At 61.0% G+C, this 21,924-nt stretch carries 18 protein-coding genes; 7 read left to right on the top strand and 11 right to left on the bottom strand.

The window, feature by feature from the left end; all coding sequences use genetic code 11:
• Positions 1-46: 46 nt before the first annotated feature.
• Genes ACFJIU_RS26980 through ACFJIU_RS26970 form a run of 3 tightly spaced genes read right to left on the bottom strand, consistent with a single transcriptional unit; the run spans position 47 to position 3,599 of the window.
• The gene (locus ACFJIU_RS26980; RefSeq protein WP_379065157.1) at positions 47-1,348 is read right to left on the bottom strand and encodes a dihydrolipoamide acetyltransferase family protein; all 1,302 of its coding nucleotides are present in this window, start codon (positions 1,346-1,348) and stop codon (positions 47-49) included.
• A gap of 1 nt (position 1,349) precedes the next feature.
• Entirely contained in the window at positions 1,350-2,363 is a 1,014-nt protein-coding gene (locus ACFJIU_RS26975; RefSeq protein ID WP_379065155.1) for an alpha-ketoacid dehydrogenase subunit beta, read from the bottom strand.
• Positions 2,364-2,366: 3 nt separating this feature from the next.
• Positions 2,367-3,599, bottom strand: a complete 1,233-nt coding sequence (locus ACFJIU_RS26970) for a 3-methyl-2-oxobutanoate dehydrogenase (2-methylpropanoyl-transferring) subunit alpha (protein ID WP_379065153.1) — start codon at positions 3,597-3,599, stop codon at positions 2,367-2,369.
• Between the two features lie 329 nt (positions 3,600-3,928).
• Here ACFJIU_RS26970 and holA point away from each other — a divergent pair, with 329 nt between their 5' ends.
• Positions 3,929-4,978, top strand: coding sequence for a DNA polymerase III subunit delta (gene holA / locus ACFJIU_RS26965; RefSeq protein WP_379065151.1), 1,050 nt, complete (start codon positions 3,929-3,931; stop codon positions 4,976-4,978).
• Between the two features lie 79 nt (positions 4,979-5,057).
• Here holA and ACFJIU_RS26960 read toward each other — a convergent pair whose 3' ends face one another.
• From ACFJIU_RS26960 to mnmE, 5 genes are all read right to left on the bottom strand, one after another.
• Positions 5,058-5,942: a ParB/RepB/Spo0J family partition protein gene (locus tag ACFJIU_RS26960; protein ID WP_379065149.1), complete on the bottom strand. Its 885-nt coding sequence runs from the start codon at positions 5,940-5,942 to the stop codon at positions 5,058-5,060.
• Between the two features lie 130 nt (positions 5,943-6,072).
• Positions 6,073-6,861, bottom strand: coding sequence for a ParA family protein (locus tag ACFJIU_RS26955; RefSeq protein ID WP_129412391.1), 789 nt, complete (start codon positions 6,859-6,861; stop codon positions 6,073-6,075).
• Between the two features lie 43 nt (positions 6,862-6,904).
• Entirely contained in the window at positions 6,905-7,534 is a 630-nt protein-coding gene (gene rsmG / locus ACFJIU_RS26950; protein WP_379065146.1) for a 16S rRNA (guanine(527)-N(7))-methyltransferase RsmG, read from the bottom strand.
• On the bottom strand, positions 7,531-9,402 hold the full coding sequence (mnmG, locus tag ACFJIU_RS26945; RefSeq protein ID WP_379065144.1) for a tRNA uridine-5-carboxymethylaminomethyl(34) synthesis enzyme MnmG: 1,872 nt from the start codon (positions 9,400-9,402) through the stop codon (positions 7,531-7,533). The genes rsmG and mnmG overlap by 4 nt, the downstream gene beginning before the upstream one ends.
• A 191-nt stretch (positions 9,403-9,593) precedes the next feature.
• A complete protein-coding gene (gene mnmE / locus ACFJIU_RS26940; protein WP_379065142.1) occupies positions 9,594-10,910 on the bottom strand; it encodes a tRNA uridine-5-carboxymethylaminomethyl(34) synthesis GTPase MnmE in 1,317 nt (438 codons plus the stop codon).
• A 54-nt stretch (positions 10,911-10,964) separates the two neighbouring features.
• Here mnmE and ACFJIU_RS26935 point away from each other — a divergent pair, with 54 nt between their 5' ends.
• Complete coding sequence (locus tag ACFJIU_RS26935) at positions 10,965-12,983, top strand: thioredoxin domain-containing protein (RefSeq protein WP_379065140.1); 2,019 nt, start codon at positions 10,965-10,967, stop codon at positions 12,981-12,983.
• A 129-nt stretch (positions 12,984-13,112) separates the two neighbouring features.
• Here ACFJIU_RS26935 and rho read toward each other — a convergent pair whose 3' ends face one another.
• The 3 genes from rho to hemE form a co-directional block, all read right to left on the bottom strand.
• Complete coding sequence (rho, locus tag ACFJIU_RS26930) at positions 13,113-14,375, bottom strand: transcription termination factor Rho (RefSeq protein WP_129412386.1); 1,263 nt, start codon at positions 14,373-14,375, stop codon at positions 13,113-13,115.
• A 172-nt stretch (positions 14,376-14,547) separates the two neighbouring features.
• Positions 14,548-15,084 (bottom strand): protoporphyrinogen oxidase HemJ, encoded by a 537-nt coding sequence (gene hemJ / locus ACFJIU_RS26925; protein WP_379065138.1) that lies wholly within the window; start codon positions 15,082-15,084, stop codon positions 14,548-14,550.
• Entirely contained in the window at positions 15,081-16,109 is a 1,029-nt protein-coding gene (gene hemE / locus ACFJIU_RS26920) for a uroporphyrinogen decarboxylase (RefSeq protein WP_379065136.1), read from the bottom strand. Before hemE ends, hemJ begins: the two co-directional genes overlap by 4 nt.
• A gap of 398 nt (positions 16,110-16,507) precedes the next feature.
• Here hemE and ACFJIU_RS26915 point away from each other — a divergent pair, with 398 nt between their 5' ends.
• The 5 genes from ACFJIU_RS26915 (at position 16,508) to ACFJIU_RS26895 (ending at position 21,859) form a co-directional block, all read left to right on the top strand.
• Positions 16,508-17,332 (top strand): pyruvate, water dikinase regulatory protein, encoded by an 825-nt coding sequence (locus tag ACFJIU_RS26915; RefSeq protein WP_379065134.1) that lies wholly within the window; start codon positions 16,508-16,510, stop codon positions 17,330-17,332.
• Positions 17,333-17,449: 117 nt separating this feature from the next.
• Positions 17,450-18,043 (top strand): TetR family transcriptional regulator C-terminal domain-containing protein, encoded by a 594-nt coding sequence (locus ACFJIU_RS26910; RefSeq protein WP_379065132.1) that lies wholly within the window; start codon positions 17,450-17,452, stop codon positions 18,041-18,043.
• Positions 18,040-18,942 (top strand): haloalkane dehalogenase, encoded by a 903-nt coding sequence (locus ACFJIU_RS26905; RefSeq protein ID WP_379065130.1) that lies wholly within the window; start codon positions 18,040-18,042, stop codon positions 18,940-18,942. The genes ACFJIU_RS26910 and ACFJIU_RS26905 overlap by 4 nt, the downstream gene beginning before the upstream one ends.
• Positions 18,943-19,075: 133 nt before the next feature.
• Positions 19,076-20,179 (top strand): DNA alkylation repair protein, encoded by a 1,104-nt coding sequence (locus tag ACFJIU_RS26900; RefSeq protein ID WP_379065128.1) that lies wholly within the window; start codon positions 19,076-19,078, stop codon positions 20,177-20,179.
• 87 nt (positions 20,180-20,266) lie between these two features.
• On the top strand, positions 20,267-21,859 hold the full coding sequence (locus tag ACFJIU_RS26895; RefSeq protein WP_379065126.1) for a peptide chain release factor 3: 1,593 nt from the start codon (positions 20,267-20,269) through the stop codon (positions 21,857-21,859).
• Positions 21,860-21,924: the final 65 nt, after the last annotated feature.

Genomic DNA, 21,924 nt, shown 5'->3' with positions numbered 1-21,924 from the left:
CGTTTCCAAAGCTTCGCTGGCTGACGATCGCGAAAAGGATCCATGATCAATTGTCCACGAAGATCAGTGCCGGGGTTTCCAGCAGCGCCTTGATACGCTGGACGAACACCGCGGCATCCCAGCCGTCGACGATGCGGTGATCGAAGCTGGACGACAGGTTCATCATCTTGCGCGGAACGAACTGGGTACCGTCCCAGATCGGCCGCACCATCATCTTGTTGACGCCGATGATCGCGACTTCCGGGTGGTTGATCACCGGCGTGGTCACGACACCGCCCATCGCACCCAGCGAGGTGATGGTGATGGTTGAGCCGGAAAGCTCGTCGCGGGTCGCCGTCCCGGTCTTGGCGGCTTCGGCCAGACGGTTGACCTCGGCGCCGCAATCCCAGAGATCGCGTGCCTCGGCGTGTTTCACCACCGGCACTACCAGACCATTCGCTGTCTGGGCAGCAATGCCGATGTGGATGCCGCCATGCTGGTGGATGACGCCCGCCTCGTCGTCGAACAATGAATTCAACAGCGGCTGTTCACCGATCGCCTTGACCATGGCCCGCATCAGGAAAGGCAGCAGCGTCAGCTTCGGTCGGTCGGCGCGCTTCTCCTTGTTGAGAGCGGCGCGCAGATCTTCCAGCGCGGTCACATCGACTTCTTCGACATAGGTGATGTGCGGGATGCGCGATTTGGATAGCTTCATCTTCTCGGCGATCTTGCGCCGAAGCCCGATGACCTTGATTTCCTCGACGCTCTCGTTGCGAGAGAGACCGGTCGCCGGCCGCGCCGTTTGCGGGCCGCGCGAGAGGAACGCCTCGATGTCTTCATGCTGGATGCGACCGGCCGGGCCCGTGCCGGTGACCTGACGCAGATCGATTCCGGCCTCCCTGGCGCGAAGCCGCACCGCCGGCGACGCAAGTGGCTTTTCGCCCTCGGGGCGCGGCGCACCGCCGATCGAAGCGGACGGACGCGATACATTCTTTGTTGCCGCCGGAACTGACGCTGGCTTGGCTTCAACCGGCTCCCTGGGGGCCTGCTTGGCAACATCGGCCTTCGCAGGTTCCTCGGCCTTGCTGACAGCCGCGGGCTTGGCTTCAGCGGCTGCATTGCCTTCTCCGGCCACCTTGAGCCGAACGATCGGCGAACCGATCGCCACCGTGTCGCCTATCTCTGCGCCCAGCCAGAGAATTTCTCCGTCGACCGGCGACGGGATCTCCACCGTCGCCTTGTCGGTCATGACCGCCGCCAGCACAGTATCCTCGCGCACGAGGTCGCCGACCTTGACGCTCCATTCGACAAGTTCCGCCTCGGCCACGCCTTCGCCGACATCGGGCAGCTTGATGACATATTCACCCATGTCAGGCCTCCATCGTGGCGATAAGCGCGCGACCGACCCGGGCCGGGCCGGGGAAATAGTCCCACTCCTGTGCATGCGGATAAGGGGTGTCCCAGCCGGCAACACGCATGACCGGCGCTTCGAGATGGTAGAAGCAATTCTCCTGCACCAGCGACATCAGCTCGGCTCCGAAGCCTGAGGTCAGCGTCGCCTCGTGCACGACGACACAGCGGCCGGTCTTCTTGACTGATTCGACAATGGTATCGAGGTCAAGCGGCAGCAGCGTGCGCAGGTCGATGATCTCCGCATCGATGCCGGTCTCTTCCGCCGCGGCCTGGGCAACATAGACCATGGTGCCATAGGCAAGCACCGTCACCGCATTGCCCGGGCGGCGGATCACCGCCTTGCCGAGCGGCACGGTGTAGTGGCCGTCGGCGACTTCACCGAGATCATGCTTGGACCAGGGCGTGACCGGCTTGTCGTGATGGCCGTCGAAGGGTCCGTTGTAGAGCCGCTTCGGCTCCAGGAAGATGACCGGATCTGGATCCTCGATCGCCGCGATCAGCAAGCCTTTGGCATCGGAGGGATTGGACGGCACCACGGTCTTCAAACCGGACACGTGGGTGAACAGCGCTTCCGGGCTCTGGCTGTGGGTCTGGCCACCGAAGATGCCGCCACCCGTTGGCATGCGCACGACGATCGGACAGGTGAAATCGCCATTGGAACGGTAGCGTATGCGAGAAGCTTCCTGGGTCAACTGGTCGTAGGCAGGAAACATATAGTCGGCAAACTGTATCTCCACACACGGTTTCATCCCGTAGGCGGCCATGCCGATCGCTGCGCCGACGATACCGGATTCATTGATCGGCGCATCGAAGCATCGGGTCTTGCCGTATTTGGCCTGCAGGCCCTGCGTGCAGCGAAATACGCCGCCAAAAAAGCCGACATCCTCGCCAAAAACGACGACACGTTCATCCAGCCCCATCGCGACATCCATGGCATCGCGAATAGCCTCGATCATGGTCTTGCGTGCCATGGTTCAAATCCCCGCCTGCTGGCGTTGGCGCTTGAGATGTGGTGGCATCTCGGCATAGAGCCCTTCGAACATGTCGCGGATCGACGGCTTGCCACCGGCATGCAGCGTGCCGTGCGACTCTGCTTCCTTTTGCGCCGCGATGACGGTTTCTAGGATTTCGCTCTCGGCCTGCGCGTGGCGTTCATCTGACCAGACGCCGCGATGGATAAGATGGTTCTTCAGCCGCACCACCGGGTCGCCCAGCGGCCAGGCCTCCGATTCCGCCTTTGGCCGATAGGCCGACGGATCGTCCGAGCTGGAATGCGCGCCGGCGCGATAGGTCACATATTCGATCAGTGTCGGCCCGAGATTGGCGCGCGCACGTTCCGCAGCCCATTTTGCCACGGCGTGCACGGCAAGATAGTCGTTGCCGTCGACCCGCAGGGCCGGAATACCGAAGCCGAGGCCACGCGCCGCAAACGTGCCGGCACCGCCGCGGGCGATACCCTGGAAGGTCGAGATCGCCCATTGGTTGTTGACGATGTTGAGGATGACCGGGGCCTTGTAGGTCGAGGCAAACACCAGCGCCGAATGGAAATCCGATTCCGCGGTCGAACCATCGCCGATCCAGGCAGCGGCAATGCGCGTGTCGCCGCTGATCGCGGATGCCATCGCCCAACCCACTGCCTGAATGTACTGGGTGGCCAGATTGCCGGAAATCGAGAAGAAGCCGTGTTCCTTCGACGAGTACATGATCGGCAGTTGCCGTCCCTTCAAAGGATCGGCTTCGTTCGAATAGATCTGGTTCATCATCGTGACCATCGGGTAGTCGTCGGCGATCAGGAGACCTGCCTGCCGATAGGTCGGGAAATTCATGTCGCCCTTGTCGAGGGCCTTGCGGAAGGCGCAGCTCACCGCCTCCTCACCCAGATGTTGCATATAGAAGGACGTCTTGCCCTGGCGCTGCGCCATCTGCATCCGCACATCGAAAGCCCTCAGCGTCATCATGTGGCGCAGGCCTTCGAGGAGTTCTTCATCGCCCAGCATGTCTGCCCAGGGACCGACCGCCTCGCCGGCACGGTCCAGGACGCGGATGATCGAAAATGCCAGATCGCGGATCTCGCGCGGATCGACATCGATCGGCGGTTTGGGCACCGAGCCTGCCTTGGGAATTGGAACGTTGGAGAAATCGGGTGTTCCACCCGGCCTGACCTCCGGTTCCGGAACATGAAAGCGCAACTTCGCGGCTTCGGCCATGGGCTCTCGTCCTCCACTGCATTGAAACGCCGGCCGTCCAAGGGACGTGCACAAGACGCTCCATCACTTTCAATCTGCGATGTTGGCATATCTTCGACGCCGAAGCAGCGCCAAAGTACCTCCACCACGTTTGCCTCTCCCTGCCCGGTGCGCTCGGCTCCGGCGGCGGCGCAATGTTGCAGGAAACGCGCGTAATATCCCGTCTCATCCATGCCTTTTGCGGCAACAAATGCGATTGCTTGTCATTGCTTCCATTCCAAAAGCTGCCGCAAGCGCTGTGAGCATTCGCGCTACATGCTTTGAGCACCACATCGTGCTAGGGGACCACCATGGCACAGAAAAAAGCCTCAGAAGTCGATTCGTGGCTGGCGCGGCCGGACTCCGGCACCTGGCTGGTGCTCATCTATGGTCCGGACCGCGGACTGGTGGCAGAGCGTGCACGTGCTTTCGCGACCCGCACGGGACTGCCGCTCGATGACCCGTTCTCAGTTGTGAAACTGGACGCCGGCGACGCCGACCGAGACCAGGGCCGCCTGCTCGACGAGGCGCGCACCGTGCCGATGTTTTCCGATCGGCGTCTGCTCTGGCTGCGCAATGCAGGCGCCCAGAAAAACCTTGCGGACGACGTGAAGGCCTTGCTGGCCGAGCCGCCACGCGATGCCATTGTACTGATCGAGGCCGGTGACCTGAAGAAAGGTGTCGGACTGCGTGCAACCGTCGAGGCGGCGCACGGCGCCATGGCGCTGCCTTGTTATGCCGACGACGCGCGCGACATCGAGACCGTCATTGACGACGAACTCGGCAAGGCCGGAATGACGATGTCGCTGGAAGCGCGCCAGGCCTTGCGCCGCAATCTCGGTGGAGACCGCCTCGCCTCGCGCGGCGAAGTCGAGAAGCTGGCACTTTACGCGCACGGACGCAGCGAGATTACCCTGGAAGACGTGCGCGTTCTGACGGGCGACGTCTCCGGGCAATCCTTTGACGATGCCGTCGATGCCGTGCTGGCTGGCAGGCTGGAGGATTTCGACACGGCTTTCACCCGCCAATGCCAGGCCGGCGGTCAGCCGTTTCTGGCGCTGGCTGCCGCAATGCGCCAGTTCCAGGCGCTGCATGCGATGCGTGGCACCATGGAGGCCGGTGGCGGGCGCAATGCGGCTGCAGTTGTCGCCGCCCACAAGCCGCCGGTTTTCTTTACCCGTCGCCGTCTGATCGAGACAGCGCTGGAGCGCTGGAGTTCCGAAGCCCTGAACCGGGCGCTGGCGCGGCTCCAGGCCGCTGTCCTGCAGACCCGGCGCAGGTCCGATCTTGCCGAGCCGATTGCCCGGCAGGCCCTGCTCGGAATTGCCGTGGAGAGCGCGCGGCTCGCGCAACGGCGCTGAGCAAAAACCGCTCAGCATTAAAAATGCTTTGTTTTACAGTGGCTTATCGAAAATCAACGAGCGGGTGCGGCTTGAGCGCTCAGGCCTGCTTCAGCCGTCGGCAAAGATCGTCGAGCTGATCCAGCGAGCGGTACGACACGCGCAGTTCGCCGCCGCCGCTCTTGTGTGCGATCACCACTTTCATGCCCGTGACATCGGACAACAGCTTTTCCAGCGCCAGCGTATCGGGATCCTTTTCCGCGGGCGTCGACAGCTTAGCCTCGCGCTGCGCCTGGACCGGCATCTGCGCGAGCGCTTCAGCCTGGCGAACCGAAAGCCCTTCCTCCACGATACGCTTGGCAAGCCCCGCCGGATCCTGCGCGGTGACCAGCGTACGCGCATGGCCCGCCGACAGGGAGCCATCCACCAGCATGTCGCGGATGACATCCGGCAGCTTCAACAGCCGCAGCGTGTTGGCGACATGGCTGCGGCTTTTGCCGATGACCTGGCCGAGATCGGCCTGGCTGTAGCCGTGATCGTCGATCAGCTGCTGGTAGCCAAGCGCCTCTTCGACCGCGTTCAGATCGGCGCGCTGCACGTTTTCGATGATCGCCAGTTCCAGCGCAGTGCGGTCATTGACCTCTCGTACGATCACCGGAATCTCGATCAGACCGGCGCGTTGCGCTGCCCGCCAGCGCCGCTCGCCGGCAATGATCTCGTAACGGCCCTGCTGCGTGGGTGACGAACGCACCACCACCGGCTGGACCACACCATGTTCGCGAATGGACTGCGATAGATCCGTCAACTCGGCATCACCGAAATGGCGGCGCGGATTGCGTGGATTGGGCGAAACGAACTCGATCGGAACCTTGCCGTCAGCCGCCGGGCGCGGCTGTTCGGTGGCCGCGGCCGCGGGCCGGTCGATTTCGCCGATCAGTGCCGCAAGCCCTCGTCCCAGCCGCTTTCTCGAAGGATCGTCGTTCATCTCAGTCTTCCAGGTCGTTTCGCTCGAGCAATTCCAGGAAAACTATGTGACGGTTTTCGGCCCGGAATTGTGTTAAAACAATGGGTTAGAGCGTTTCCGGCTTTGGCGGAAATGCTCCGGTGTATCGGTTCTACGCAGCCCGCAGCTGGCGCTCGCGGCGAATCACTTCCGAAGCCAGCTGCAGATACGCCTGGCTGCCGGAACATTTGAGATCATAGAGGATTGCCGGCTTGCCGTAGGACGGCGCTTCCGACACGCGCACATTGCGTGGGATGATCGTCTCATAGACCTTGTCGCCCATATAGGCGCGCACATCCTGCACGACCTGGTTGGCGAGGTTGTTGCGACCATCAAACATGGTGAGCACGATGCCCTGGATGCTCAAATTCGGGTTGATCGATCCGCGTACCTGTTCGACCGTTTCAAGGAGCTGGCTCAGACCTTCCAGCGCAAAGAACTCGCACTGCAATGGAACCAGGACCGAATCAGCCGCCGCCATCGAATTCAGCGTCAGCAGGTTGAGTGATGGCGGACAGTCGATCAGCACATAGCTGAACTGGTCGGAAGCATGAATCGCATTGCGCAGCCGCAGCACGCGGTCGGGCGCCGAGGCGATCTCCATCTCGATGCCAAGCAGGTCGAGCGTGGAAGGAACGATCGAGAGCCCCGGGACAGCGGTCGGCATCGCCGCGGCTTCCAGGTCGAGCTGACCGGTGAGCACATCATAGGAAGAGACGGCGCGATCGCGACGATCGATGCCCAGCCCGGTGCTGGCATTGCCCTGCGGGTCGAGGTCGACGATGAGCACACGCTCACCGATCGCGGCGAGCGCCGTGGCCAGGTTGATGGCGGTGGTCGTCTTGCCGACGCCGCCCTTCTGGTTGGCAACCGTAATGATCCTGGGTCCGGTGGAGGTCATGGGTTTCCGCCACAAATTCATTTCGCTAGCATCACACGTTGAATCAAAGTCTGCGAACATTTCGCAGTTCAAGCACAACCCCTTGTGGGTCGATCGCGCTTGGATGTTCTATCAGATCGAAGCGCCAGCGGTGAGTGCTTTCTTCGATTTCCCGCTGATAATCCCGGCCTTTGTGGAACAGGGCATGTGCGCCCGAGGCCAGCCAGGGCTCGGTAATATCCAGAAGATCGATCAGCGAAGCCAAAGCCCGCGCTGTAACGATCTCCGGCATGCCCACAAGTGGATATGAGTCTTCGATGCGCTTGGCGATGATCCGTGCTGGCAATCGAAACTGCCCGACGGTGGCCTGCAGGAACCCTGTCTTCTTGCGATTGCTCTCGACAAGATCGATCGAACCACCACGCTCGCCGAGCAGAAACGCCATCACCAGCCCTGGGAACCCGCCGCCGGAACCGACATCGACCCAGCGCTTTGCGGTCGGTTCGATCGCTGCCAGCTGGGCGCTGTCCAGGATATGACGTCGCCAAACATCACCTTCCGTCGATGCCGCAACGAGATTTATGCTCCGGTTCCATTTCAGGAAATGCGCTTCAAAGGCTTCAAGTGCCGCAAACGTTTCACGTGAAACGTCTCCCGCCACCGCCTTCAGGCTTTCAAACGATGCGGCGCTCAAGCGGCACCTTTCTCGGCCACTTCCGCATTTCGGATATGGGCGACAATCACAGCAAGTGCGGCGGGTGTCATGCCTTCCATACGCTGCGCTTCGGCAACCGACCTCGGCTTGCGGTCCCGCATCTTCTGTTTGAGTTCGTTGGACAGCCCCGAAACGCCGCCAAAATCCAGATCGCCCGGGATCAACCTGCCTTCTTCCCGGCGCAGTTGTTCCGCATCCGCCTTCTGGCGATCCAGATAGACGAAGTACTTGGCTTCGATCTCCAGAGCTTCAGCCGTCTTGGCATCGATGGTGGCGAACTGCGAATCAATCCTGCTCAGCCAGGCGACATCGACATCCGGATACGCCAACAACTCATAGGCCGAACGCCGGACACCATCCCTGTTGATCTCCAGGCCATGGCTCGCAGCTTCGTTCGGAGTGAACCGAACCTGTTTGGCCAGCGCGCGGGCCTGGTCGATTCGCATCCTGATTTCCTCGAAGCGACGCGTGCGTTCTGCCGAGACGATGCCAAGATCGACGGCCTTCTGGGTCAATCGTTCATCGGCATTGTCGGCGCGCAACGACAACCTGAACTCCGCGCGCGATGTAAACATACGATAGGGCTCTGCGATACCTCGACTTGTCAGGTCATCGATCATCACCCCGATATAGGCTTCCGTGCGGCTGAGCACGACCTGTTCGCCGCCACCCGCACGCCGCGCTGCGTTCAAACCCGCAACTAGCCCCTGCGCTCCGGCCTCTTCGTAACCGGTTGTTCCATTGATCTGGCCGGCGAGAAACAAGCCTCGAACCTTACGGGTCTCGAGCGACTGGTGCAGTTCACGCGGATCGACGTGGTCATATTCTATCGCGTAACCCGGCTGCAGCATCGTCGCGCGCTGGAGGCCCGGTATTGTCTTCAGCAATTCGAGCTGCGCATCTTCCGGCAGGGAGGTCGAAATTCCATTCGGATAGACCGTCGGGTCATCCAGTCCCTCCGGTTCCAGAAATATCTGATGGCCTTCGCGATCGCCGAACTTGACGATCTTGTCCTCGATGGATGGGCAATAGCGCGGCCCGATCCCTTCGATCTCCCCGGAGTACATCGCAGAACGATTGAGGTTGGCGCGGATGACGGCATGCGTCTCCGGGGTCGTGCGCGTTATACCGCAATCGATCTGTGGATTGCGGATGCGATCCGTCATAAGCGAGAATGGGACCGGGCTCTCATCAGCAGCCTGGCTTTCCAGAACCTTCCAGTCGATCGTGCGCCCATCCAGCCTGGGCGGCGTGCCTGTCTTCAGGCGTCCAAGCTTGAAGCCGATACGTTCCATGGTCGCCGACAGGCCAACCGAGGCCTGTTCGTTCATACGTCCGGCCACGATCTTGCGATCTCCGATATGGATCAATCCGCGCAGGAACGTTCCGGTCGTCAAAACCACGGCGCCGCAAGCCAGTCGGCGCCCGTCTGCCAGCAAAACCGCTGAAACGGCATTGTTCTCGACCTCGAGATCGAAAACCTCGCCCTCGACGACATCGAGATTGGACTGGGCCTGAATGGCGTCCTGCATGGCCAGACGATACAGCTTTCGATCGGCCTGCGTACGGGGGCCACGCACCGCGGGACCCTTGCGGCGATTGAGCAAGCGAAACTGGATGCCGCCGGCATCTGCCACTCGGCCCATAAGGCCATCCATGGCGTCGATCTCGCGAACAAGATGCCCCTTGCCGAGCCCACCAATCGCCGGGTTACACGACATCACGCCGATGGTATCGAAGCGCAACGTCACCAACGCACACCGCGCACCGGCACGGGCAGCCGCGCTGGCCGCCTCGCAACCAGCATGCCCGCCTCCAACCACGACAACGTCGTAGCTGCTCATCATCGTTTATGCTCCTGGAGTTTCGCTTGCGCTGTCATGTTCTTCCGAATGATTCCTGTCAAGAAAAACCGACGTTTCACGTGAAACACGCATCAGTTGCGGCGAGATGGATCCGCCTGTTGTTTCACGTGAGTCACTCCAGTCGGCGTGTTTCACGTGAGTCACCTCCCATCCGGACCGCTGTTTCACGTGAGTCATTTGCCAATGCAGAACTGCGAGAAGATCACGTCGAGGAGATCTTCCACATCAACAGCCCCGACGATCCGGCCGAGCAGGTCCCCGGCCAAACGCAGATCCTCCGCTTGCAGATCGAGATCGCGTTGCGACAACGCTCGGTCGATGAACGCCTTGCTTTCGTCCAGCAGTTCCACGTGGCGCAAGCGCGATGGCAACAAGCTGCCGCTGCCGCCTGCAGCCTCCTCCGCCAATTCGCCGAGCCTCGCCAGAAGCTGGCCTAGGCCCTCACCCGTCCTGGCGGAGACAAGCAGGTCGAACTCCGAACGGTCCGTAACCTCGGCCAGGAGGTCGAGTTTGGTCCCAACTCGAAGCTGGCGCGACGCAGCGGGCAATTCAAGATCAGGCGCGCCATCTGTCAGGTCCTGAAGGACCACCAGCAGATCGGCGGTTTTTGCCCGGTCTCTTGCCCGCCTTATTCCAATCCCTTCCACGGTGCCGGCTTGCTCCCTTAATCCCGCGGTGTCCGTCAGCCGAACTTTCAGGCCGTGCAGGTCGAGCGCAACCTCCAGAAGATCGCGGGTCGTACCCGGCTCATCGCTGACAATGGCAGCCTCACGCCGGGCCAACGCATTAAACAGGCTGGACTTTCCGGCATTTGGCGCACCGACGATCACCACGTCGAAGCCTTCACGAATGATTTCGCCCGCGCGGAACCCGGCAACATGCCCGGCGATCTCGTTGGAAAGCTTGCGCATATCAGACCAGACGGTATCCGAGACCGAGCCCGGAATGTCGTCTTCATCCGCGAAATCGATCTCGGCCTCGATCATTGCGCGCGCATGGATCAAGCGCCGGCGCCAACCGTCGTAAAGTTCGCTTTGGGCGCCGCTCGCATTGAGCAAGGCAAAACGGCGCTGCGATTCTGTTTCGGCGTTGATCAGGTCAGCAAGAGCTTCGGTCTCGACGAGATCCAGCCTGCCGTTCAGGAAGGCTCGTCTGGTGAATTCACCGGGTTCGGCATGACGGATGCCGTCAATGGCGGTCAATGTCCGCAGCAGGGCAGACACCACAGCCTTGCCACCATGGACCTGGAACTCCGCGACATCTTCACCGGTGAAACTGGCCGGCCCAGCGAAGAAGATCGCCAACCCGGTGTCGATCAGGGATCCGTCGGGCTGCCTCAGCCGCCGCAACACCGCCTCACGTTCAGGTATCGATGCGCCCAGAATCGTTTCGACGGCGAATCGAGTCCTGGAACCGGATAACCTTACCACCGCCACTCCGGCCGGCAGCTTCCCACTCGACAGCGCGACGATCGAATCCGAAAATCTCATTGTTCGCTCTTCGAAATGCCCTAACCTTCCAGGCAAAGACAACAGGCTGGAACCGTGACCTTACCGCAGAAAAACCTGCTTGCTGAAGAAGCAAGCCCGTACCTGCGCCAACATGCGCAGAATCCCGTTCACTGGCGAGCCTGGTCGCAAGCAGCCCTGGATGAGGCACGTGCGCTGAACCGCCCGATCCTGCTGTCCGTCGGGTATGCCGCCTGCCATTGGTGCCATGTCATGGCGCATGAGAGCTTCGAAAACGACGAGATCGCCGGCGTCATGAACCGCTTCTTCGTCAACATCAAGGTGGATCGCGAGGAGCGCCCCGATATCGATCAGATCTACATGGCTTCACTTTCGGCCATGGGAGAACAGGGCGGCTGGCCACTGACCATGTTCCTGACACCCGATGGCAAACCGTTCTGGGGTGGAACCTACTTTCCGCCGCGCTCACGCTACGGCCGTCCGGGTTTCGTGCAGGTGTTGGAAGCGATCGACAAGGCCTGGCGGGAAAAGCGGGATAGCTTGAGCCAGAGCGCCGACGGTTTGATCGCCCATGTTGCCACGCGACTATCCGCAACCCAGCCAAGGAACGCCCTCGACCGGCAGGCCCTGGGGAGGCTCGCCGACGGCATCGCCGGCATGATCGACTGGGCGGAAGGCGGATTGAAAGGCGCTCCGAAGTTCCCGAATGCACCCTTCATGACCACGCTTTGGCTTTCCTGGCTGCAAACCGGAAACACAACGCATCGCGACGCCGTTCTTTTCTCGCTGCGGAAGATGCTCGCCGGCGGCATCTACGATCATGTCGGCGGCGGCCTTTGCCGTTATTCGACGGATGCGGAATGGACCGTGCCGCACTTTGAGAAGATGCTCTATGACAACGCCCAGTTGCTGCGAATGGCGAACTGGGCCTACGCGACAAGCCTGGATGAACTGTTCCGGATACGAATCGAAGAAACGATTGCCTGGCTTTCGCGTGAGATGCGCACCGAGACCCAGGCTTTTGCTTCCAGCCTCGATGCGCACAGCGATGGCGAAGAGGGTCTTTTCTATACCTGGAGCAAAGACGAGATTACCGAAACCCTTCAGACGGACGTCACCACATTTGCCGGCCATTACAGCCTTTCCGCTCCCGCCGGCTGGGAAGGCAAACCCATCCTGCGACAGAGCGACGAGCAGAGCGAACGAGAGGTTGCCGACTATCCAGCGGTGGCAGACCTGAAAACGAGGCTCCTTGCCGGCCGGGCCAGCCGTATCCGCCCGGGCCGAGACGACAAGATACTGACCGACTGGAACGGCCTGCTGATCACGGCCCTGGCCGAATGCGGGCGAAGCTTCGGCCGAAGCGACTGGATCGATCTCGCTGCCAAAGGCTTTGCAGGCATCCTGGCCACCGCAGAGACCGGGCGCCTTCCGCATTCCGTTCTCGGCGACAGGAAACTGTTCCCGGCCTTGTCCACCGACTATGCAGCGATGATCACCGCGGCGACAGCGCTGTTCGAAGCAACCAATGATACGGGATACATCGATATCGCCAGAACTCTGGCGGAACAGCTTGAGCGGTGGCATGCCGACGCGGATCACACGGGTTACTTCCTGTCTGCTTCCGACAGCAGTGATGTTCCGATCCGCATTCGGGGCGACGTCGACGAGGCAATCCCGTCCGCAACCGGGCAGATCATTGAAGCCCTGGTGCGGCTGGCGACCGCGACAGGCGACATCGCGCTTCACGAAAAGGCATTGGTGATCGCCGAACACGCCTTGGGCCGAGCAGGCCAGCAGACCTATGGTCAGGTCGGCATCGTCAATTCCTGCGCACTGGCGCTTGATCCGTTGAAACTTGTTGTCGTCGAGGATCCGGACCAACAAAGCCTCGTTGCGGTAGCGAATCGAAATCCCGATCCGCGTCGCATCGACATAGCGGTTGGTCTGGGTGGTACTGCACCAAGCCTGCCGGGCGATGTTCTGCCTTCGACAGACAAGCCTGGCGCCTATCTCTGCATGGCCCAGTCCTGTTTGCCACCGGTGTCCGAACCCGGCGAGTTGGCAAAGCTTCTTCGCCCGAAAATGACGTAAGGAATTTCCACCAGACGCGTCAGCGGCTGACCAGTCCGGAGCCGCACTCGATATCCTCGGAAACGAAAAGCGCGCTCTTTCGGAGCGCGCTTTTCCTAAGCCGTTCGATCTCGTTCGAGAACTTACCGGTCAGGTGTTCATCGAATCGAAGAAGTCGCCATTGGTCTTGGTCTGCTTCAGCTTATCGATCAGGAATTCGATCGCATCGGTCGTGCCCATCGGCGCGAGAATACGACGCAACACGAAGATCTTCTGCAGATCCTGTCTCTGCACCAGCAGGTCTTCCTTACGGGTGCCCGACTTGAGAATGTCCATCGCCGGGTAGATACGCTTGTCGGCGACCTTGCGGTCGAGCACGATTTCCGAGTTGCCGGTACCCTTGAACTCTTCGAAGATCACCTCATCCATGCGGCTACCGGTATCGATCAGCGCCGTCGCGATGATGGTCAGCGAGCCGCCTTCCTCGATGTTACGAGCCGCACCGAAGAAGCGCTTCGGCCGCTGCAGGGCATTGGCGTCGACACCGCCCGTCAGTACCTTGCCGGAGGACGGTACGACGGTGTTGTAGGCGCGGCCGAGGCGGGTGATCGAATCGAGCAGAATGACGACGTCACGGCCGTGCTCGACGAGGCGCTTGGCCTTCTCGATGACCATTTCCGCGACCTGAACGTGGCGAACCGCCGGCTCGTCGAAAGTCGAGGACACAACCTCGCCCTTCACCGAACGCTGCATATCCGTCACTTCTTCCGGGCGCTCGTCGATCAGAAGCACGATCAGATAGCATTCCGGGTGGTTGGCGGTGATGGAATGAGCAATGTTCTGCAGCAGCACCGTCTTACCGGTACGCGGCGGCGCAACGATCAGACCACGCTGGCCTTTGCCGAGCGGCGCCACCAGATCGATGACACGGGCCGACAGATCCTTGGTCGGCGCTTCGATTTCCATCTTCAGCCGCTCGTTCGGATAGAGCGGCGTCAGGTTGTCGAAGTGGATCTTGTGCCGGATCTTTTCCGGATCGTCGAAATTGATGGTGTTGACCTTGAGCAGCGCGAAATAGCGTTCGCCTTCTTTCGGGCTGCGGATCGGCCCTTCGACCGTATCGCCTGTCTTCAGCGAGAAACGGCGGATCTGCGAGGGCGAGATGTAGATATCATCCGGGCCTGGCAGATAGTTGGCGTTGGCCGAGCGCAGAAAGCCGAAGCCGTCCTGCAAAACCTCGACAACGCCGTCACCGATGATCTCGATATCCTGTGCCGCGAGCTTCTTGAGGATCGCGAACATCAGCTCCTGCTTGCGCATCACGCTGGCGTTTTCGACCTCGAGCGATTCGGCAAACGCGATCAGATCGGTCGGTTTCTTGTTCTTGAATTCTTGGAGTTTCATTTCCTGCATGAGAGGAGCCTAAGTGTAAAAATGGGAAAATGGGCCGGCGAGAGAAAATGCCGAACGCGACCGAAAGGTAGGAAGCTAAATGGGGCGCGTGACGAGGAGAGACCCGTCTTGTACCGTCACGCCAACCAAAGAGCAAGGCGCGAAATCATAGGTTCCGCCAAGCTTTCGCCGCTTAGAACGGCTTTACGATCACCAGCACAACAATGATGATCATCAGCAATGTGGGGATCTCGTTGACGATCCGCCAGTGCCTTGCGGGTTTTTCATTGCGATCTTCTGCGAATTTGCGAACCGCAGCCGACAGATAGCCATGTACCGCAGACAGCGCCACCACGGCCGCGAGCTTGGCGTGCAGCCAGCCACCCTGGAACCCGAACCCCTTCCAGGCCAGCCACAAGCCGAACGCCCAGCTGATCACCATCGCCGGATTGATGATGCCGCGCAGCAGGCGCCGCTCCATTACCTTGAAAGTCTCTGACTGCTGCGAACCACGCTCGGTCTCGGAATGATAGACGAACAGCCTCGGCAGATAGAGCATGCCCGCCATCCAGGAAATCACCGCAATCACATGGATGGCCTTGGCCCAGGGATAGAAATCCTCCGGCGCCACCAGATAGAGCAGCGCCGCCAGAACCAGAAAGACGACAATGGCGATCGCCGCGCGGCGCATGGCCTGCCCGCCGCTGGCTGCGCTGTTGCTGTCGGTCATCGGCGGCTCCTCGCCTGCTTCACCATGGCTTCGACATGCGCGATCGGCGTTTCCGGCGTGATGCCGTGACCAAGGTTGAAGATCAACGGCCCGTCGGCCAGAACATCCAGGATGGCATCGACACCCTCCTGCAAGGCGCGTCCACCGGCGACAAGCCGCAGTGGATCCAGATTGCCTTGCACCGCGCCGCCCTTCTGCAAGGCCTTCGCCGCGGTCAACGGCACGGTCCAGTCGAGGCCGAGGCCTGATATACCTGTCCTGGAGCGATAAGAGGCGTAGTTGGCGCCTGCACCCTTTGGAAAGCCTATCACCGGAACATCCGGATGCGTGGCATGGACCTGCCGTATGATCTCGGCAACCGGCTCGACACAGAAGGCCTGGAAGGAAGCTTCGTCCAGCACCCCGGACGCGGAATCGAATATCTGCACGACATCCGCACCCGCTTCGATCTGGCGGATGAGATAGGATGCAGACTGATCGGCCAGCGTCTTCAAAAGCCGTTTGAAAGCGTCCGGCTCGCGATAGGCAAACAGTCTGGCCGGCGCCTGGTCCGGCGTGCCGTGGCCGGCAATCATGTAAGTCGCTACAGTCCAGGGTGCTCCGCAGAAGCCGATCAGGGTGGTTTCATCCGGCAGTTTTCGGCGCAGTTGGCGCACCGTTTCGTAAACCGGTGCCAGATTCACGTGAAACAACTCGGTGTTCAGCACATCGACCTCATCAGCCTGGATCGGCGTCAGGAGTGGTCCGCGGCCTTCCTCGAAGCGCAGATCGCGACCGAGCGCATGCGGTACAACCAGGATATCGGAGAACAGTATCGAAGCGTCGAAGCCGAAACGCTCAATCGGTTGCAGCGTCACTTCGACCGCCAGATCCGGATTGTAGCAGAGATCGAGAAAGCTGCCCGCCCGTTTCCGGGTTTCGCGATACTCAGGCAGATAACGGCCAGCCTGGCGCATCATCCAGAGCGGAGGCGGAGAAACCGTCTCCCCGTTCAGCACTTCAAGCACAGTCCGTCTGACAGCCATGAGCCCGCTTTCGAAAGCCTATCTAAAACTAAAAGAGATTCTAAAAGAGTCTTCTGATTCTACGAGTCTGTTTGAATCGGGGATGTCGAGCTGTCCAGCATCGGGCGCCAAAACGCCAGTCTCCATAATGTCGCGCGGTTTGCTCCGCAGCCTTGGGAACAATGGGGAAAACCCGAATCCATATTTGGAATCAAGGTACTGTCTGCCGTGATCTTTTGTCTCGGCTGTGAACGAGATCCAGCCAGATTCCGTCCTCCCCAGACTTGTCCCCAGCTGTCGAAAAAAGCTGACAGCGGCTTCAATTGTGGACAAGTGGCCATCTGATACAGTCGCTTTTGCACACCCGCCGGATTGGTCCCGACTTATCCACATCCACCCACAGCACGACGCGAGTCCTTGTGAACAAACCGCAAAGCTTCTTCCACCTGCACCTGATTTCAGACGCCACCGGAGAGACCCTGCTGGCCGCCGGCCGTGCCGCATCGGCGCAATACAAGGACGCGCGCGCCATCGAGCACATCTATCCGCTCATCCGCACCGAAAAGCAGTTGATGAAGGTGTTCGACGACATCGAGGAGGAGCCGGGCATCGTGCTCTACACGGTTGTGGATCAGGCGCTTGCCCATCGTATAGACGAACGCTGCGCGGCCATGGGCCTGCCCTGCGTGTCGGTGCTGGAGCCGGTGCTGGCGGTCTTTCAATCCTATCTCGGCACGCCGGCCGGCCGGCGCGTCGGCGCCCAGCACGTCCTGGATGCCGAATATTTCCGGCGTATCGACGCATTGAATTTCACCATGGAGCATGATGACGGCCAACTGCCGCTCGACATGGAACAGGCCGATGTCGTGCTGATCGGCATTTCGCGCACCTCGAAGACGCCGACCTCGATCTATCTGGCCAACCGCGGCATCAAGACCGCCAACATCCCGATCGTGCTCGGCGTGCCGGTGCCGCAGGCGCTGGTCGAAGCGAAAACACCGCTGGTGGTTGGCCTGGTGGCAACGGCCGAGCGCATTTCACATGTCAGGCAGAATCGCCTGCTAGGGTCGACCACAGGTTTTGATTCCACCGCCTATGTCGACCGGGCTTCCATCAATGAGGAGTTGACCTACGCCCGCCAGCTCTGCGGGCGCCACGGCTGGCCGACCATAGACGTCAGCCGCCGCTCGATCGAAGAGACAGCCGCGGCCATCGTGGCCTTGTTGCGCGAGAAGACGCGGTAGAAACACCGCTTCCCTCCGGTTCACGGCACCTGGTGCCGTTTAGGCTTCGGCAACGCCTTTCATGGTGGTTCAGATAAGCGCCTTGACTTTAATACGTACGTACGTATTAAACAGAACATGGCTAGACACTCGCTCCGCGAAAACCTTCTCGACGCCGGTTTCCAGACCATCTGGGATGCCGGTTACAGCGCCGCAGGCGTGCGCGATATCGTTGCCGCGGCAGGAGCCAAGCCCGGTTCCTTCACCAACCACTTCCCATCCAAGGAAGCCTTTGTCGGCGAGGTGCTTGACCGCTACTTCGCCTATGTCTCGGGGCTGGTCGAGCAGGCATTGGCCGAGGACGGCACACCGCCGGTAAAGCGGCTGCGGCGGTATCTCGATGTCATCACCTCCAGGCTGGAAGCGGCGGATTGGTCACGCGGCTGCATGATCGGCAATCTCAGCCTCGAGACGGTCGTTCACAGCGAGCCGCTTCGGCTGCAGCTGGTCGCCATCTTCGAGCGTTGGCGCGAACCGTTTGCTGAATGCATCGTGCAGGGACAGGCGGCCGGCCAGATCACGGATCGCTTCAACGCGGTCGACCTTGCCGATTTCCTGCTCTCCTCGTGGCAGGGTGCCATGTTGCGCATGAAGGTCGAACGCAGCCCGGAACCGCTCGAGCGGTTCAAGACGATCGTTTTTGGAACTGTTTTTGGAGGCGTTTCACCATGACCGAACAGCAGTTTGAACGTCACGAGGTGGCGGTGCTCGATTCAACGATGAGCTATGTCGAAGCCGGCAAGGCAGGCCCGACCGTCCTGTTCCTGCACGGCAATCCAACCTCCTCCTATATCTGGCGCAACATCATACCGCATGTGTCGCCGGTTGGCCGGTGTATTGCCCCCGATCTGATCGGCTATGGCCAGTCCGGCAAGCCCGATATCGGCTACCGCTTCTTCGACCAGGTCCGCTACCTCGACGCCTTTGTTGAAAGGATGAACCTCGACGACATCGTGCTGGTGGCGCAGGATTGGGGTACGGCGCTTGCCTTCCACTTCGCCGCGCGGCGTCCGCAACGGGTGCTTGGGCTCGCCTTCATGGAATTCATCCAGCCTTTCGCGCGCTGGGAAGACTTCCACCAGCGGCCGCAGGCGCGCGACCTGTTCAGGGCGTTCCGTACACCAGGACAGGGAGACAAGCTGGTGCTCGACGACAATATCTTCATCGAACGCGTGTTGCCGAACTCCGTACTGCGGACGATGACCGAGGATGAGATGGATGCCTACCGGGCGCCATTCCCGACGGCCGAGACCCGCAAGCCGATCCTTGCCTTGCCCAACGACATGCCAATCGAGGGCAAACCGGCGGATGTCGCAGCCATCAGCGCGCACGATCATCGCGCGCTGAGAGCGTCCACCTTTCCAAAGCTGCTCTTCCACGGCGATCCCGGCGCGCTGGTCTCCCCGGAAGCAGCGCGCGCCTTCGCGGCCCGGTTGACGAACTGCGACGTCATCAATCTCGGAGCAGGCGCGCATTATCTGCAGGAAGACCATGCCGATGCGATCGGCGCAGCGCTGCAAGACTGGATCCCGGAGATTGCGACAAGGTCCCGCGAGCTCCAAAGAGCTTGAGGCTGGACCATTTCGGGCCGTCAATCCGGCTGGTGAGGGATTTCTCCTGCCAGACTGTGTCAGGAAGCCTGATGGCGTGGCGCCGCGATCCGGACTACAGCGGACTGACGGCTCAGCACAGGGCGAAACAGGCATGACGGAAGTACAGGCAGCGCCGGCGCTGAAGGAGATCTTCGACAGGGCACGGCTCAGCCATTTTGCACGTGAAACCGCGGCGATCGCCCCGGGTTTCGATGCCGAACGGTTTTTGCTGCTTGCCACCGACAATCTTGACGCGCTCGGCATCATGCAGCGGCTACGTCAGACCGCTGTCGGTTTCCAGGCAACTCTGCCGGCCAGTTACGGCGAGGCACTGGAGATCCTCGATGCGCTCGCCCCGCGCATCAATCATGGCTTTGCCTCGATCGTCCTTTCCGAATTCGTCGCGGTGTGCGGACAGGAGCATTTCGATCTTTCCATGCGGGCGTTGCACAATTTCACCCGCTATGGTTCGGCGGAGTTCGCGATCCGTCATTTCCTGGCACGCGATTTCGAGCGCACGCTGGCTGTGATGATCAGCTGGGCGCATGACGACAATGAGCATGTGCGACGACTCGCCAGCGAAGGCTCGCGGCCACGCCTGCCGTGGTCGTTCAACCTGAAAACCCTGATCAGCGACCCGGCGCCGACGGCCCCCATCCTCGAAGCACTGAAAAACGACAGCAGCCTCTATGTCCGCAAATCTGTGGCCAATCATCTCAACGACATCACCAAAGACAATCCAGACCGGGTCATTGAGCGTGTCGGCGGCTGGGATATGCAGAACGCCCACACCGCCTGGATCGTCAAGCATGCGCTGCGCACGCTGATCAAGAAAGGTGATGCGCGGGCTCTACAGCTCATCGGCAGCACAGGCACGCCGGAGGTCGACGTCGAGCATTTCGCGGTGACGCCGTCCCGGATTCGTCTTGGCGAGCGGATCGTGCTTGAGGCGCGGATTGCCTCGACGGCAAGCAACAACCAGAAGCTCGTGATCGATTATGCCGTCCACTATGTGAAGAAGGCGGGCACGGCCTCGAAGAAGGTGTTCAAGCTGAAGGAGATCGAGTTGGCGCCGGCGGCAAGGGCAGAACTTTCCATCAGCCAGGTCGTTCGCGACTTCACCACCCGCAAGCACCATGCCGGTCATCATCGCGTCGAGCTGATCGTCAATGGCGAGATCCTGGCCACCAGCGGGTTCGATCTCACGCTGAGCTAGGTGGGTGCGGCACCAAGGCCGCGTTTCCGTTCGACAGGCGGGTTTGTCGCTGCTAGAAGCCGGCGCAACGAACGGAATTCCTGTAAAATGACCGAAACAATCGAGAAGGCGGTTGCCCGCCGCCGCACTTTCGCGATCATCGCCCACCCGGATGCCGGCAAGACCACACTGACCGAAAAGCTGCTGCTGTTCGGTGGCGCCATCCAGCTCGCCGGCGAGGTCAAGGCCAAGAAGGACCGCATCCAGACCCGTTCGGACTGGATGAAGATCGAACGCGAACGCGGCATTTCGGTCGTCACCTCGGTGATGACTTTCGAATATGGCGACAACGTCTTCAACCTGCTCGACACGCCAGGTCACGAGGACTTCGCCGACGACACCTATCGCACGCTTTCGGCCGTCGACTCGGCCGTCATGGTCATCGACGCCGCCAAGGGTATCGAGCCGCGCACGCTGAAGCTGTTCGAAGTGTGCCGCCTGCGCGACATCCCGATCATCACCTTCGTCAACAAGATGGACCGTGAAGCGCGCGATACGTTCGAGATCCTCGATGAGATCGAACAGAAGCTGGCGCTCGACACCGCCCCCATCACCTGGCCGATCGGTCAGGGCAAGACTTTTGCCGGCACCTACCACCTCGCCGAAAACGCCGTGCGCCGCAATGACGAGGAAGTCGAGCGCACCCCGGTTCACGGGCCGGATTCCAACCGCGCTGCGGGCCTGCTGCCGGACAATGACCGGCCGGCCTTTATCGAGGAACTGGAACTTGCGCGTGAGGCGTGCCGGCCATTCGATCTCGACGCTTTCCGCCAGGGTCATCTCACGCCGGTCTATTTCGGCTCGGCGCTGCGCAATTTCGGCGTGCGTGACCTGATCGAGGCGCTCGGCGCCTTCGGCCCGGCGCCGCGCGCGCAGGAGGCCGATACGCGCAAGGTGGAAGCGACGGAACCGAAGATGACGTCTTTCGTCTTCAAGATCCAGGCCAACATGGATCCAAACCATCGCGACCGCATCGCCTTCGTTCGGGTCTGCTCGGGCACATTGGAGCGCGGCATGAAGGCGAAGCTGGTGCGCACCGGCAAGCCGATGTCGCTGAGCGCGCCGCAGTTCTTCTTCGCGCGCTCGCGCATCACCGCTGACGAAGCCTATGCCGGCGACGTCGTCGGCATCCCCAATCATGGTACGCTGCGCATCGGCGACACGCTGACCGAAGGCGAGGACATCCTGTTTCGCGGCGTGCCCAACTTCGCGCCGGAAATCCTGCGCCGTGTGCGTCTCGGCGATGCCATGAAAGCCAAGAAACTGAAGGAGGCCCTGCAGCAGATGGCCGAGGAGGGCGTGGTTCAGCTGTTCCAGCCGGAAGACGGCTCGCCGGCCATTGTCGGTGTGGTCGGTGCGCTGCAGATCGACGTGCTGAAGGAACGCCTTAACATCGAATATTCGCTGCCCGTCGATTTCGAGATGTCGCGCTTCTCGGTCTGCCGCTGGATCAGCGCCGAAGACAAGCTCGACCTGCAGCGCTTCGTCGAGGCGCATCGCGGCGACATCGCCCGCGACCTCGACAATGATCCGGTCTTCCTGGCGCAGCACGAATTCTCGCTGAATTACGAGGCCGAACGGTGGAAGGCGATCCGTTTCGCCGCCATCAAGGACTACCAGGTCCGCGACAAGGCGGCGTAGAGCGGTTCCGTTCTTCACGGAAGCGCTGAAACGCTCTAACTCTTTGTTTCTGCGCAATTCCGGAC

The sequence above is a fragment of the Mesorhizobium sp. UC74_2 genome (assembly GCF_042701485.1).
Taxonomy (GTDB): domain Bacteria; phylum Pseudomonadota; class Alphaproteobacteria; order Rhizobiales; family Rhizobiaceae; genus Mesorhizobium.
The sequence above is the reverse complement of the archived record's forward strand: the minus strand, read 5'-3'. Positions and strand labels throughout refer to the sequence as shown.

Coding starts and splice junctions, on each gene's coding strand:
- ACFJIU_RS26980 (WP_379065157.1), bottom strand. CDS start 1,348: ATGGGTGAATATGTCATCAAGCTGCCCGATGTCGGCGAAGGCGTGGCC.
- ACFJIU_RS26975 (WP_379065155.1), bottom strand. CDS start 2,363: ATGGCACGCAAGACCATGATCGAGGCTATTCGCGATGCCATGGATGTC.
- ACFJIU_RS26970 (WP_379065153.1), bottom strand. CDS start 3,599: ATGGCCGAAGCCGCGAAGTTGCGCTTTCATGTTCCGGAACCGGAGGTC.
- holA (WP_379065151.1), top strand. CDS start 3,929: ATGGCACAGAAAAAAGCCTCAGAAGTCGATTCGTGGCTGGCGCGGCCG.
- ACFJIU_RS26960 (WP_379065149.1), bottom strand. CDS start 5,942: ATGAACGACGATCCTTCGAGAAAGCGGCTGGGACGAGGGCTTGCGGCA.
- ACFJIU_RS26955 (WP_129412391.1), bottom strand. CDS start 6,861: ATGACCTCCACCGGACCCAGGATCATTACGGTTGCCAACCAGAAGGGC.
- mnmG (WP_379065144.1), bottom strand. CDS start 9,402: ATGATGAGCAGCTACGACGTTGTCGTGGTTGGAGGCGGGCATGCTGGT.
- mnmE (WP_379065142.1), bottom strand. CDS start 10,910: ATGAGATTTTCGGATTCGATCGTCGCGCTGTCGAGTGGGAAGCTGCCG.
- rho (WP_129412386.1), bottom strand. CDS start 14,375: ATGCAGGAAATGAAACTCCAAGAATTCAAGAACAAGAAACCGACCGAT.
- hemJ (WP_379065138.1), bottom strand. CDS start 15,084: ATGACCGACAGCAACAGCGCAGCCAGCGGCGGGCAGGCCATGCGCCGC.
- hemE (WP_379065136.1), bottom strand. CDS start 16,109: ATGGCTGTCAGACGGACTGTGCTTGAAGTGCTGAACGGGGAGACGGTT.
- ACFJIU_RS26910 (WP_379065132.1), top strand. CDS start 17,450: ATGGCTAGACACTCGCTCCGCGAAAACCTTCTCGACGCCGGTTTCCAG.
- ACFJIU_RS26905 (WP_379065130.1), top strand. CDS start 18,040: ATGACCGAACAGCAGTTTGAACGTCACGAGGTGGCGGTGCTCGATTCA.
- ACFJIU_RS26900 (WP_379065128.1), top strand. CDS start 19,076: ATGACGGAAGTACAGGCAGCGCCGGCGCTGAAGGAGATCTTCGACAGG.
- ACFJIU_RS26895 (WP_379065126.1), top strand. CDS start 20,267: ATGACCGAAACAATCGAGAAGGCGGTTGCCCGCCGCCGCACTTTCGCG.